The sequence below is a fragment of the Olivibacter sp. 47 genome, from assembly GCF_030372825.1.
In the GTDB taxonomy this organism is placed as follows: domain Bacteria; phylum Bacteroidota; class Bacteroidia; order Sphingobacteriales; family Sphingobacteriaceae; genus Olivibacter; species Olivibacter oleidegradans.
In genome coordinates this window covers 930235-943260 of record NZ_JAUCNR010000001.1, presented here as the reverse complement: position 1 = coordinate 943260, position 13026 = coordinate 930235, and the positions used below count along the sequence as shown (strand labels likewise).

Genomic DNA, 13026 nt, shown 5'->3' with positions numbered 1-13026 from the left:
TCATGACGACATTAAAAAATACAACTTTTGTTGCCTTTATCATGGCTATGGTTTCCTGCAGTAAATTTTTAGATGTTGAACCAAAGGCTTCTATTTCAGGCGAAAATATTATTGTAGACGAAACTTCTGCAAATGCCGCTTTGAATGGTGTGTATAGTGCATTGCGAACTTATTACAGTGTCGACTTCCAGTCAATTGCTTATCTATCCGGAGATAATATTCAGTGGACAGGTTCGCAATCGCAGGTGCAGGAATTTATAAACCATCAAGTGAATGCAGAGAACGCAACAATCACGAATACCTGGAAGGAAATTTATGTAGCCGTCAACAGAGCAAATCAAGTAATTAAAAACGTAAATGAGTTGGCAGCCAACGTTATCAGTGAAGATGTACGAAAGCGAATTGCCGGCGAAGCTTACTTTATTCGGGCGCTTGCCTATTTCGACTTGGCTCGTACTTGGGGTGGTGTTCCATTGATTACTGAGCCTACGGCCGGTCCTACCGACAACGTGGGTATTGCACGTAGTTCAATAGAGGAGACTTATAATCTGGTTCTGGCTGATCTGAATCGAGCAGAGGAATTACTGCAGGAGACTACCAACCGATTCCAGGCTACAAAGAAAACGGTACGGGCCTTGAAAGCTCGTTATTTTCTTTATCGGGAAAATTGGCAACAGGCAGCAGACTATGCTAGCCTCTTAATCGACGATCAAGCTAATTATAGCTTATTAAATCCCTATTATTCCTTTTTTGCGGACGGAGTGACTGGAACCCGTGAGTCGGTCTTTGAAATTTTTTACAATGCCAATGAGGTGAATCCCCATCGTGGGCAATGGCAGCCACAACAAAATGGAGGGACACGTCAATGGGCGCCGAATAACACGTTCGTGAATTTAGTGAACGATCCAACAATAGGTGGTTCGCGCAGTGCGCTTGTGGCGAAAGACAATCAGAACAGATGGTATGGTAATCTTTATTACCGTAGCCCTGCCACCGATCCCACCTATGTCATTAGGATAGCTGAATTGTACTTAATCCGCGCGGAAGCTAATGCATAGCTCGGAAAACTGGAAGAAGCAGTTCGTGATTTAAATGCAATACGGAACCGTGCCGGTGTACCGCAAACGGCTGTGGGTACGCAAAATGAGCTTTTACTGGCTATTGAAAATGAGCGACGGTTAGAGTTTGGTTTGGAAGCCCATAGATGGTTTGATTTGGTACGAACAGGTAGGGCACAGACCGTGCTTAATATCAGTGATACTAATCGTTTATTGATGCCCTTGCCAGCCGAACAGATTTTAGTAGACAGCGCGCTAGAACAAAATCCGGGATATTAAAATAAGATATAGTATGGCAAATTCAACTACTGAGAAACCATCGTACTGGAGTAGCTTTGAAAAGATTATTTTTCGTTTCTTTTTGATCTATTTACTACTTCAAGCTTTACCGTTAGATTGGAAGTATTGGGCAAATATTTTCAAAATCGATTGGTTTCACCCAACTTTAACCGATCTGTTCAATATAAGTCGGTATACGCCCCAACTGTTATCTTCTTATATGGCAGGCGATTATTGGGGTTTGAATACCTTTGCTGATTGGTCAATTTTAGCATTGATTGCGCTTATTGGTACGCTAGCGTGGAGTGGTTTTGATCGTGGTACGCCACGCGCGTATGATCGCTGGTACTATTTTCTTCGCGTAATTTTACGTTATCGCCTGGCTTTGGGTGTCATTGCTTACGGCTATTTAAAACTATTTCCTTTGCAATCTCCTCCACCAACACTGAGTGATTTGAATACCCCTTATGGTGATCTGTCAGCCTGGAAAATTTTTTCGCTTAGTTTGGGTGTAGCCCCCTCTTTTGAAAGTTTTTTGGGCTTTGTGGAAATCCTAGCCGGACTGCTCTTATTATATCGAAAAACTGTATTCATCGCAACTTTCATTATCCTTAGCTTTACAGGAAATGTGTTTCTTTCCAATTTGGCTTATGAAGGGGGAGAGGCAACATATAGCTTATACCTCATTCAATTTGCCCTTGTTTTGCTGGCTTATGATGCGCCTCGTCTGTATACGTTACTCACGCTTGAACGCGCTGCAGTACCCGCCCGATTCAAACCCGAATATGTAACAAATTACGGTTCTATTGGAAGAATGGTGTTAAAACTCGGCTTTTTATTGTTTTTTGTCGTACTCTATGGGCAACGAGCTTATACGCAATATCGAATGGGGGGCTATCAATTTTCTTCCCGTTCCGGTTTATTAAGGGAAGGCTTTTATGATGTAAGTTCTTTTGTATACGATGGAAAGGAACTTCCGTATGTCAGCAAAAGCAGTTTACGTTGGCGAAATGTGGTTGTGGAAAAATGGCCAACCCTTAGTATACAAACGGCAGTTGGACTGAAACCCGATACACATAACGTCGAAGTAATACATCGCAATGACGAAGCTAAGGCCTATGAATTTGCCGGTAATGGTGCTAGGCGCTACTATCGTTGTGAAAAAAACGATGGAGGAGGACTTACCCTGAATCCCCACAAACCATAACGAATTGACGAAATTTTCTTTTTCAACGATCTTCCTTTCGGATAGCACCATCCGGTTGATTGGAAAGGATGCTGCTCAAAAAGTGATCGATATACACTTGCGCAAAATAGATAAGAAATACCTATTAAAGGAAGCGAAGAAAGTGGGCAGACGCAGCCAACTCATATTATAAATTTTATAAGCCATGGATTCATCAATTGTTTCACCTATTCATTCTTCGATTTCAGAAGAAGCTGTCCAAAATGCAGTGAGCCCTAGTGGCCATGTTTGGAACAAGGGGCAGAAGTTCGGTTTCCGATTGCTGTTTTTGTTTTTTGTTCTCATGTCTATTCCTTGGAATATCCGTTGGTATACAGATCTATTTGCAATTGATTGGACGAGTCTCCACTATCGTGATTTATATGACATTGCGCGGTTTCAACCTTCTTTCCCTATGTTAACTAAGTGGCTTCCCGAGTGGTATGGCTATAATGACTGGATTATCGTATTGTTGTTTTCCTTAATTGGTGCGCTATTATGGAGCGCAGTTGACAAAAAGGCAAGGGATTATCGTAAATTGTATTACTGGTTAATGGTCGTTGCTCGTTATCGCGCCGGAATCGGTATCATCGGTTTTGCCTTCACAAAAGTGCTCCCGGTTCAAATGCCTTATCCGTCAGAAGGCTTGTTGAATACAAATTTTGGTGATTTGACGCCACAAAAAATCTACTGGTTATCTATCGGTATTGTACCCTGGTATCAGGTGTTTGCAGGTATTGTAGAATTGTTGGCCGGTAGTTTGTTGTTTTTTAGAAAAACAACTTTTTACGGAGCAGCCCTGCTGGTCGGTGCACTAGGTAGCATTACTTTTGTAAATTTTGCTTATGACGGAGGTGTGCATATTTATGCTTCTTATTTCGTGCTCTTTGGCTCATTTATTCTGAGCTATTATGTGTCTGATATCTATCGCTTAATGATTTTGGAACAAGTAACCGTGCCAAGACATTACTACCCTAAATTTCGAAGAAATTGGCAGCATATTGTCCGTTTCGGTTTAAAGACAGTGGTCCTCGTTTTGTTCTTAGGCGTACTGTTTTATGTGCAACTGCTCAATTTTTGGTATGATCCTTATAAGCAACCGTCATCTCCGGGCGTTGCAAAACTCCGAGGCTATTATCAGGTTGATGAATTTTATCTAAATGGCAAGTTAATTCCTTTTAATCCAAATGACTCATTACGGTGGCAGGATTTAACCTTCGAAAAGTGGAGTAGCTTAACCTTTAAAGTTAATAGGGCGCAACCATTGGATTTATCCAATGGGGGTGGTAGCCCGATCCGCGATGTGGATCGTACCTTCGAGATTGCCGGTGTTGCTGGTGGGCGCCGGGTTTATCACTATTATGCAGATACGATTACGCAAACACTTTATCTGGAAGATAAGAATATTGCTGCGGCACGCTTCCCTGCAAGCGTTAAAAGACGAAATGTTGACTATCCAAATAGGCAAGGAGCCGGGCAAACTGCGATTGATGATATTTATCCAGCGGATTGGATAAGTTCTACGGCTTGGCAGCATATTGGAAAGGAAGATCAAATGATCGACCCACGAGGGGCAACGGCTAGAAGATCCAGAGACTTCGTCAAAGCACCGCTCCCCCTTATTCGAAATAAAATGGTCTTGCAATATAGGACGAGTGATAATGGCTCGACGGTGGTTCTAGAGGGATTAAATGAGTCGCGAGATTCCATTAAAGTGGTATTAAAGCGTCAGCATCGGAATTATACTTTAACCAAAAGCACCTTGGACGCAGGATCCTATGATCGTAAAGAATAAATTGTATACAGCCATTCTATTTTTCATAGGTACTTTTTGGAGCTGCCAACCGTCACCTAAAGATGTACTTATTCGTCCACGAGAGGGAAACTACCCGGAAAGTTTTGGTTTTGGAAGGATAGTAAAAGAAAATGAAATTACCCAATTCGCAATTTCGGTTGCTCCGAATGGTAAGGGATTACCTGCAGGCAACGGAAATGCAAAAGAAGGAGCGCTAATTTATCAACAAAAATGTGCTTCCTGTCATGGAAAGACAGGCGAGGGAGGGGTTTATGATCGATTAGTAGGAGACCATGGGGTAAAAGAAAAAACCATCGGAAATTACTGGCCGTATGCGACCACCTTGTTTGACTATATAAGGAGAGCAATGCCTTATAATGCACCGGGCTCGCTTGCTAATGATGAAGTTTATCATTTGACGGCTTATTTATTGTCGGCCAATTCATTAATTGCGGATACACTGCACATTAACTCGATTACTTTGCCTAAAGTAAAAATGCCTAATAGATACAAATTTATTTCGGATGATAGGCGTGATGGGCCAATGATTAAGTGAATATGAAAGAGGATAACAAAATAATAAATACGCGGGCAGCTGATAACTTATCCAACTTAAAAATGGATCGGCGAAGTATGTTAAAGGGTACCGCAGCGCTTGGTTTGGTATTGGTTGAAGACTCTTTGGGCCGGGTTACGCAAGTGGCAAGGCAAACACTCCCGACACCGATAACCAACCCAACTAAAATTCAAGGAGCGCCTCCCGGTATTTTAGGCACACGTTCAGTTTTTGAGAAACCGGTTAAATTGCCATCTTTTACTTCGGCGAGAACCCCTTTGCAAGACCTGTATGGAACAATTACACCTGCCGACTTGCACTTTGAGCGAGATCACGCAGGTGTGCCGTTTATTGAGCCCTCCAAGCATGACCTGCTTATTCATGGGATGGTTGAAAAACCAATGTCGTTTACCCTAGAGGATATCAAGCGTTTTCCTGTATTTACGCGCATCTGCTTTATTGAATGTTCAGGAAATTTTCGGACCGGAAAGACGACGTTGACACCACAGGAAATTTGCGGATTGACCAGTCAAAGTGAGTGGACCGGCGTTATGCTGTCGACACTTTTTCGAGAGGTTGGCATCAAGAGTAAAGCTAGTTGGTTTATTGCAGAAGGAGGGGATGCGGCTTTGATGACACGAAGTATTCCTTTAAACAAGGCATTTGATGATGCCATGATTGTGTATGCACAGAATGGAGAGGCTATACGGCCTGAGCAAGGTTATCCCCTGCGACTGTTATTGCCCGGATGGGAAGGTAATACGCAAATTAAGTGGTTAAAACGAATTGAATTGACCGATCAGCCTTATATGACACGCGAAGAGACATCGAAGTATACAGAACCTATAGCCGGTGGGAAAATCAGGCAGTTTAGTTTCGTCATGGATGCACGCTCTATCATTACATTTCCATCTTATCCGTTGCAAATCTCGAGGGGATGGGTTGAAATTAGAGGAATTGCTTGGAGCGGGAGAGGCAGGATCCGGCGGGTAGAGGTAAGTGTGGATGCGGGAAGGTCTTGGCAGGAAGCTTCACTACAGGAACCGATTTTACGTAAGGCCCATACTGCATTTCGATATTTGTGGCATTGGAATGGAAGAGCAACATTGATCATGAGCAGAGCCATAGATGAAACAGGATACCGGCAGCCGAGTTATCGTGAGTTAGTTAAAGCAAGGGAAAGCAAGGGCGGATATCATTTCAATCCGATCACCGTTTGGGAAATCAACGGAAACGGAGAAGTGTTTCTTGTTAATGATCGCTAATAATTGAAAAAAGAATGAATTTAATTAGTAGTTAATTTGCGAATTGCTTCTCAAGTGCTATTTTTGTGGACTATGGCGAAACGCATCCTTATCCTAGACGACGATAAAGACATTTTATATTTTTGTTCCATCATTAGTGAGGAATTAGGGCTTGAAGTAGAAACAAGCAATACAACGGAGGATATTGTTTCGCAAGTGCAAGCGAAATCGCCGGATATCATTCTTTTGGACAATTGGATGCCTGGGCCGGGTGGATTAAAGTCCATTGCCTTATTAAAGGGGGACGTCCGGTTTAAGCATATTCCAATCATTTTCTTTTCAGCTAATAACGATTTTGATAAAATAGCACAAAATTCACAAGCCGATGTTTACTTAAAGAAACCGTTTGATGTAACTGAACTGGAACAAGTGATTTTAAAGCAATTGAATTTGTAGTGGTTATTTACAGCATCTTTTAGAATCTAATTTAACGTTATATGTTGAACTAGTTTGGTTGCATTTTCTGTGCCGAGTGCCTCGTTAAGTTCACCATCCACTACTAGATAACCTAATCCGTTTCTATAACAGTAATCTTCTGCCTCATCCCAATCCCGCGCTAAAATATTTGGCCCTGCAAATAACTGCAATTCCTGTGTGTCGGGGTTAATTGCCTGAAGGTGTGTTGTAAAGGTTTTCATATAATCCTTATCCGGGCCTGACTATAGCTATAGCCTTTGTAATGCAGACCCTTATCCGGTTGACTAAAATAAAATACTACGTTCAGACTGAACTCCAAATTTTGGTCAAATATAGGGAAAAATTGTTCAAAAAACACATGTAAAATGTTATCACTATGTTACGCTTAGGAAAATTATTTTTCGAAAGCTTTTCGCAGCGCAATGTGCCTGCTTAAAAGGAAGTCATTAAAAAAGCGAGCATCCGGTGTGCCAATATGGTTCGAAAGCATTAATTACGAAAATAGATCGATGAAAATTATACCCTTAAAGGAAGGCAACTACAGTGTCACCAAGAATAAAGAGTTCACTGAATTGAACGAGTTCTTGCCGGCTACTGATCTTAAAATGGCAATTAATCCTTTTTTGGTGATTGTAGGTGAAGAGCGCATTCTTCTGGACACTGGTCTGGGGACGATTGATACTGACGGAATGCCGCTCATATATCGTAATCTTGAAAAGGAACGAGTAAAACCAACAGCCATAACGAAAATTCTCCTTTCCCATTTGCACAAAGACCACATAGAAGGTCTCGGTCAAATGAAAAATGGAAAGTTAATATCCAATTTTCCCGAAGCGGAGATTTTTTTGCAGAAACGTGAATTGGCTTTTGCCTTGGAACAGAAGGATGTTCCATCTTACAATCCCCGACTGCTTGAAAAATTAGCTGAATTACCAAACCTGATTTTTATGGAGGACGATGAGGGGATGATCAGTAATGAAATCTCTTATCAGGTAACTGGTGGACATTCTCCTTTTCATCAAGTTTTTTGGATACGAGAACAGAAACAAACAGCCTTCTATGGGGCCGATAATTTACCGCAACGTGGTTATTTAAAGTTACATATTGCCTATAAAAGTGATTATGATGGTAAAAAGGCAATGATGCTTCGCCAAGAGTGGGAACGGAAGGCCAATAAAGAGCATTGGGCCGTACTTCTATATCATGATATGAAGCTGCCGATATTGAGATTTTAGGGCGATTGAATTGGCTATACATATTTATATATATTTAACCTATAATTAACAAAAAGAGGTTAATAGTAAGTTTAGTCTCGGCTAAAGTACTTTATGTGTAAAATTTTTTCTTGTATAACCATAAATTGCAAAATTGTATTTGTTAAATAAAGATACTATGCAAATACAAGAACCTATTTTAGACAACGATCACTGTACTCATATAGTAGATCGATTGGAGGCCATTGCTTTACGACTTTCCCACAAAGTAGCTTTGGTGTTTGAGGGTACGGAGTATACGTACCAATTTCTAAATGAAGAGGCTAACCGACTAGCCCATTATTTACGAAGTAAAGGGATAACCCATGGATATAAAGTGGCGGTTTGCCTGCGTCAATCACCGCAGCGGATTATCGCTTTTCTGGCCGTGTTAAAAGCGGGGGCTGCCTATGTGCCCATTGATGGTCAGCTCCCGGAAAGCCGTATTCAAACGATGATTGACGATGCAGGGGTCGACTTACTTATAACGGAGCAATGTTATGATTTAACCGCAGGAAATTCGGGGGTCAAAAGTGTGATGCTTGATATGCCGGATCACATTGATTTAGCTCAATATCCAGACAATAATTTAGAACGAATAGTAGAAGCAGATAGCTGTGCTTATATTATCTATACATCAGGTAGTAGTGGTAAACCGAAAGGAGTAATGATCAGCCACGGCGCTTTTTATCATTTTGTGAGTCGACAAGCTAAGGTATTGGACATTAACACAGACAGTAGAACTTTACAGTTCGCTTCCCCAAGCTTTGATGCGGCAGTTATCGATATTTGGGTGCCCTTATTACAGGGCGCTACGGTGGTCTTGTACCCGAAAAATAAGATTGTGGGGGAACCTCTGTTGGATTTTATAGTAGCGAATCACATTGATATAGTGCCTCTATTACCACCCGCTGTGCTCGCTTCTTTGCCTGTCAATAAACCTATAGGTAATCTTCATACCATTGCCATAGGGGGTGAAGCAAGTGTAGAGAGCACGGTTCGTAAATGGTATAAGCGAGTCAAGCTGATTAACAGTTATGGGCCTACCGAAACGACCGTAGCGGTAACCAACTATCTGTTTGACCAAGATCCTAACCCTCGTATCATCGGTTCAGCGCTTCCGGGAATTGGTCTTTGGGTTTTAGATGCAGAAATGGAACAGGTACCTGTTGGAGGGATCGGTGAATTGTACATAAGTGGTCCGCAATTGGCTTTAGGTTATATTAATCGTTCTGATGAGACAGAAAAAGCTTTTATAAAAGCTCCATCGTGGTTTGTGAATGAACAGGCTGCCGAGCCCAGACTTTATCGTACGGGCGACCGGGTTATAAAGCGTGCAGATGGCATGCTAGAGTATGTGGGAAGGGAAGATGAACAAGTTAAAATTAGAGGATACCGTATTGAATTGGCTGAGATAGAACATCATATTGCAAAGTTGCCTCAAGTGGCAAGGGCTGCGGTGAAAGTGCATCGTCCCGAGCTGGGTTTGCCATCATTGACTGCATTCGTCCAGCCTATTGCTAATGTTGATGAACATACATTCAGCGATGTCAGGGTCAAGTTGCAACAATTAATGCCTGCATATATGGTTCCGGACAAAGTGGTTGTAATGGAGAAACTGCCACTAACTCATGCGGGAAAAGTCGATAAATCGCAATTGCTAATCCCTTCACAGGAAGATAAAAAAGGTATATCTATTCGGAGAGAGACAAATCTGACCGAGCTTGTTACAAGGATATGGAAAGACTTGCTAGGTTTGGAGCAAATTTCAACCGATGTGAACTTTTTTGACCTGGGCGGACACTCTTTATTGCTGGCTCAATTGCATATGCAATTGCCGGAAATGGTGCGGGCCCGAATCGCTTTGCCGGAACTTTATACTTACTCAACCATAAAAGGTTTTGTAGAAGAAGTTGAAAAGAGATTGAATGAAACAGAGGTGTCGCAAAAAATAAAAGCGGAGCAGACTGTCAAAGAATTACTGAATGATGCCGAGCTCCTTTTCGATTTTACCATAGGCGATCTACCAAGTGCAGATGTGTTAGCCAGGCCCCAACATATTTTTCTGACCGGTAGTACCGGCTTTGTAGGCTCGCATCTCTTGGAAGAGCTTCTTCATCAGCACCCACAGGCTTTGATTTATTGCCTCGTAAGAGCTGAAAGTGAAAAAATGGCAAAGAAGAGGCTTACTGATACGTTCGATAAGTTTAAACTTAAATGGCATGCTGATTATGACCACCGTGTGAAGGTTGAAGTGGGGGATCTTTCGCTTTCGAATTTTGGTTTGGAAGATGAACGTTACGCCTATTTAGTGGACACCATCGAAGTGATCTACCACTCTGGTAGCTCGGTGAGTTACGTACAGCCGTATCAACTCATTAAAAAGCCGAATATAGATGGCTTACACCATATTTTACACCTAGCGGTTACTCGTAAAGTCAAATATCTTGTATTACTATCCTCCATGGGCGTGTTTAGTTGGGGGCGGCCTTTTACAGGTAAAACCTGGATGTATGAAGATGATCCAATAGAGCAGAACCTGGATGCGGTAAGTCGCGATTTAGGTTACATACAAAGTAAATGGGTGATGGAACGCATCGCAGAAAAGGCCAAATACAAAGGCGTGCCGATCATTAATTTCCGATTAGGCTTTGCAGTTTGTCACAGCACTTCCGGTGCTACCGTTAAGAATCAATGGTGGGGAGCCTTAATTCGCAGCTGTGCAGAATTGCAATCATTCCCTTTGGTGATGGGGTTGAAAGATGAATTGACGACCGTGGATTATATGTGCAAGGCAATCACCCATATTGGAAAAAAGCCTGAAGCAGTGGGTCTAAATTTTCACTTGTCGCCTTTGCCGGAAAATGATGTTTCGCTGACCGATTTCTGTGCTAAGATGAATGAATATTTTGGATTGAAACTAGAAGGAATGGCGTATCAACAATGGCTAAATCAATGGCGTTATCATAATGAACTCCCAATATACCCACTTTTAAGCCTGTTCACGGAAGATGTACATGAAGGCAAATGTTTGGTAGAAGCCTATGAAAACACCTACTACTATGATCGAAGCAATACCCAACGCTTTTTGGATGAAATTGATCTAAAGCCGCCCGCATTTACAAAAGAAATCATGCGCCCTTACCTTCAATTTATTGGGGTCATCTAATTGTTTGAATGATATAAAGGAGTAGGAACCTACTCCTTTATATTGTATTTTGATGGATACGTTTAATCAGATACGTTGATGCTAATGGTAATTCTTCCATTTGATAAACGCCGTTTTCTCTACAAAAGCCATTTTGTTCGAAAAACGAAACGAGGGGGTTCTCCAAATATTCGTTAATCCATATAAGATCATAGGACTTCGAAACGGATACGCATTTATCTAATAATGATTCTTTTATCGCCTGTTCTTTATGGTCTTGCAAAATGCCGAAATCGGCAATTCGGATCAGGCGCTGTTGGCTTAAATAGGTGGGTCTTTCTCCTTTGGTGGTTAAACGGGCATAACCAACCGCTTTGTCGTTCGCATATACAACGAGCCATTGATTCGATAAACTATTTATTTCGCGAATAAGCTCATCTTCATTGAAATGTTTTGATAGATAATTCTCGAGTGTTTCCGGGCTCAATAAATGTACATATTTTTCGGTGGCAATAGTGCTTGTTAATTGCATTAAGTCATTTATTCCTTGCTCCGTTCCGACGGTAAATTTAGTTATGATTCTCATTCTTGTAGCATTATGAAGTATACGAAAGTATATAACATTTCAGTAGCATCCTCGATACAGAAATACTAAGACTCTTCAGTACAGCATTTAATGAATATATTTTCCAATTGATTTTATTGCCTCAATTTTCTTAGATGAATATTTGTCCGAGAAAACGACCCTAAAATGATTTTCAAAGGCGTTGGAAAAAGAAAAAGTGTCACCGGGTGTAAACCTGATTCCTGTTTCCTCGCATTTACGATAAAATAGGTCAACATCGATATGCTTTGGCAGTTTTACCCAGAGATTATATCCCCCTTTTGGATCGCTGATTTGCGTTCCCCTTGGAAAACATTCATTTAGTAAGTCAATGGTAAATTGTGCATTTTTTGCGAGTTGTGCTCTAAAAGAACGAATATGTCGTTGATAGCTGGCATTCGATAGCAAGCGATGAACAGTTTCCTGATAAATAGGGGATACTGTACTTCCCAGAGCGAACTTAATCTGTTCGGCGCGATGCATAAAATGAGCCGTCGATAGCCATCCTAGCCGAACCCCCGGAGCCAAGGTTTTAGCATAAGAAGAGTAGGTCATTACCGAACCACTTTCGTCGAAACTCCTAATAGTTGAAGGTCGTTCTCCATTAAAAGGAAGGTCGCCATAAATATCATTCTCTATTACGATAAGCCCATGCTTTTGTGCAATGGAAAGAAGACTCTGTTTTTCCTCATCCGTCATCATCGCTCCCGTAGGATTGTGAAAGTTGGGCGTAATGACGAGTGCCTTTACGTTGTTTTTGAGACAGGCTTTCCGTAAGAAATCGAGGTCAAATCCTATTTTAGTGGTAAAAGGAATCTCTATTACTTTTAACTTAAGCACCCTTGCAACTTCAAGAACGGAAAAGACACAAGGGCTTTCGATGGCAATGACATCATTGGTTTCGCAGACTGAACTGAGCGCAATATAAAGAGCTTGTAGGGCTCCGTCAGTAATTAGTAATTCGTCAGGCGAAATAATCGTTCGGTAAATGGCCGCATGACTGATAATTTTATGTTTTAAATCCTGTAAACCATTTGAATCGTAATACCGCAAGAGACCAGCACTTTTATCCCGGATCACTTGCTGCATGGTGCGTAATAACAGTTTCTGAGGAATTAGGAGGTCTCCCGGAGCAGCGACATTAAACTCGGATACAGACCTCTTCAGATTTGCTGAAGTAGTATGGAAGCGATTATTTACAAATATCGGATCTCTTACAATCGGATATACGGTGTTTTCCAGGTCTGTAATCGGTTCACTTACGTAGTAGCCTTTCTTTGGAACGCTGGTCACTAATCCCTGACTTACAAGTCGTTCATAACCGTGTTGCACAGTAGTTGTACTCAATGGTGCATTTTTTTTAAGTCGCGTACTGAAGGCAATCTTT

General features: G+C 41.5%; 13 protein-coding genes. 10 read left to right on the top strand and 3 right to left on the bottom strand.

What is annotated here, in order from left to right; all coding sequences use genetic code 11:
- Positions 1 to 2: 2 nt before the first annotated feature.
- The 8 genes from QT327_RS04140 (at position 3) to QT327_RS04105 (ending at position 6613) form a co-directional block, all read left to right on the top strand.
- Positions 3 to 1058: a RagB/SusD family nutrient uptake outer membrane protein gene (locus QT327_RS04140; protein ID WP_289552115.1), complete on the top strand. Its 1056-nt coding sequence runs from the start codon at positions 3 to 5 to the stop codon at positions 1056 to 1058.
- Between the two features lie 9 nt (positions 1059 to 1067).
- Positions 1068 to 1337: a RagB/SusD family nutrient uptake outer membrane protein gene (locus QT327_RS04135; protein WP_289554401.1), complete on the top strand. Its 270-nt coding sequence runs from the start codon at positions 1068 to 1070 to the stop codon at positions 1335 to 1337.
- A gap of 13 nt (positions 1338 to 1350) precedes the next feature.
- Positions 1351 to 2544, top strand: a complete 1194-nt coding sequence (locus tag QT327_RS04130; protein WP_289552114.1) for a DoxX family protein — start codon at positions 1351 to 1353, stop codon at positions 2542 to 2544.
- A gap of 4 nt (positions 2545 to 2548) precedes the next feature.
- Positions 2549 to 2716, top strand: coding sequence for a hypothetical protein (locus tag QT327_RS04125; RefSeq protein WP_289552113.1), 168 nt, complete (start codon positions 2549 to 2551; stop codon positions 2714 to 2716).
- A 12-nt stretch (positions 2717 to 2728) separates the two neighbouring features.
- Positions 2729 to 4357, top strand: coding sequence for a hypothetical protein (locus QT327_RS04120; RefSeq protein WP_130856770.1), 1629 nt, complete (start codon positions 2729 to 2731; stop codon positions 4355 to 4357).
- Positions 4341 to 4913, top strand: a complete 573-nt coding sequence (locus tag QT327_RS04115; RefSeq protein WP_289552111.1) for a c-type cytochrome — start codon at positions 4341 to 4343, stop codon at positions 4911 to 4913. The genes QT327_RS04120 and QT327_RS04115 overlap by 17 nt, the downstream gene beginning before the upstream one ends.
- 2 nt (positions 4914 to 4915) lie before the next feature.
- Complete coding sequence (gene soxC / locus QT327_RS04110; RefSeq protein ID WP_130856772.1) at positions 4916 to 6178, top strand: sulfite dehydrogenase; 1263 nt, start codon at positions 4916 to 4918, stop codon at positions 6176 to 6178.
- Between the two features lie 72 nt (positions 6179 to 6250).
- Positions 6251 to 6613, top strand: coding sequence for a response regulator (locus QT327_RS04105; protein WP_041387745.1), 363 nt, complete (start codon positions 6251 to 6253; stop codon positions 6611 to 6613).
- A gap of 26 nt (positions 6614 to 6639) precedes the next feature.
- On the opposite strand, the gene QT327_RS04100 is transcribed toward QT327_RS04105, so the two are convergent.
- The gene (locus tag QT327_RS04100) at positions 6640 to 6855 is read right to left on the bottom strand and encodes a hypothetical protein (protein WP_013667931.1); all 216 of its coding nucleotides are present in this window, start codon (positions 6853 to 6855) and stop codon (positions 6640 to 6642) included.
- A 288-nt stretch (positions 6856 to 7143) separates the two neighbouring features.
- On the opposite strand from QT327_RS04100, the gene QT327_RS04095 reads away from it, so the two are divergent.
- Together QT327_RS04095 and QT327_RS04090 are read left to right on the top strand one after the other, a co-directional pair.
- A complete protein-coding gene (locus QT327_RS04095; protein ID WP_130856773.1) occupies positions 7144 to 7869 on the top strand; it encodes an MBL fold metallo-hydrolase in 726 nt (241 codons plus the stop codon).
- 157 nt (positions 7870 to 8026) lie between these two features.
- The gene (locus QT327_RS04090; RefSeq protein ID WP_130856774.1) at positions 8027 to 11056 is read left to right on the top strand and encodes a non-ribosomal peptide synthetase family protein; all 3030 of its coding nucleotides are present in this window, start codon (positions 8027 to 8029) and stop codon (positions 11054 to 11056) included.
- Positions 11057 to 11093: 37 nt separating this feature from the next.
- Here QT327_RS04090 and QT327_RS04085 read toward each other — a convergent pair whose 3' ends face one another.
- Both QT327_RS04085 and QT327_RS04080 read right to left on the bottom strand, forming a co-directional pair.
- Positions 11094 to 11621, bottom strand: coding sequence for a GNAT family N-acetyltransferase (locus tag QT327_RS04085; protein ID WP_130856775.1), 528 nt, complete (start codon positions 11619 to 11621; stop codon positions 11094 to 11096).
- 87 nt (positions 11622 to 11708) lie between these two features.
- On the bottom strand, positions 11709 to 12986 hold the full coding sequence (locus QT327_RS04080; protein ID WP_289552109.1) for an aminotransferase-like domain-containing protein: 1278 nt from the start codon (positions 12984 to 12986) through the stop codon (positions 11709 to 11711).
- Positions 12987 to 13026 lie beyond the last annotated feature (40 nt).

Excerpts from the sequence above, each read along its gene's own strand:
- QT327_RS04140 (WP_289552115.1), top strand. The coding sequence starts at position 3 with ATGACGACATTAAAAAATACAACTTTTGTTGCCTTTATCATGGCTATG.
- QT327_RS04130 (WP_289552114.1), top strand. The coding sequence starts at position 1,351 with ATGGCAAATTCAACTACTGAGAAACCATCGTACTGGAGTAGCTTTGAA.
- QT327_RS04120 (WP_130856770.1), top strand. The coding sequence starts at position 2,729 with ATGGATTCATCAATTGTTTCACCTATTCATTCTTCGATTTCAGAAGAA.
- QT327_RS04115 (WP_289552111.1), top strand. The coding sequence starts at position 4,341 with ATGATCGTAAAGAATAAATTGTATACAGCCATTCTATTTTTCATAGGT.
- soxC (WP_130856772.1), top strand. The coding sequence starts at position 4,916 with ATGAAAGAGGATAACAAAATAATAAATACGCGGGCAGCTGATAACTTA.
- QT327_RS04105 (WP_041387745.1), top strand. The coding sequence starts at position 6,251 with ATGGCGAAACGCATCCTTATCCTAGACGACGATAAAGACATTTTATAT.
- QT327_RS04100 (WP_013667931.1), bottom strand. The coding sequence starts at position 6,855 with ATGAAAACCTTTACAACACACCTTCAGGCAATTAACCCCGACACACAG.
- QT327_RS04095 (WP_130856773.1), top strand. The coding sequence starts at position 7,144 with ATGAAAATTATACCCTTAAAGGAAGGCAACTACAGTGTCACCAAGAAT.
- QT327_RS04090 (WP_130856774.1), top strand. The coding sequence starts at position 8,027 with ATGCAAATACAAGAACCTATTTTAGACAACGATCACTGTACTCATATA.
- QT327_RS04085 (WP_130856775.1), bottom strand. The coding sequence starts at position 11,621 with ATGAGAATCATAACTAAATTTACCGTCGGAACGGAGCAAGGAATAAAT.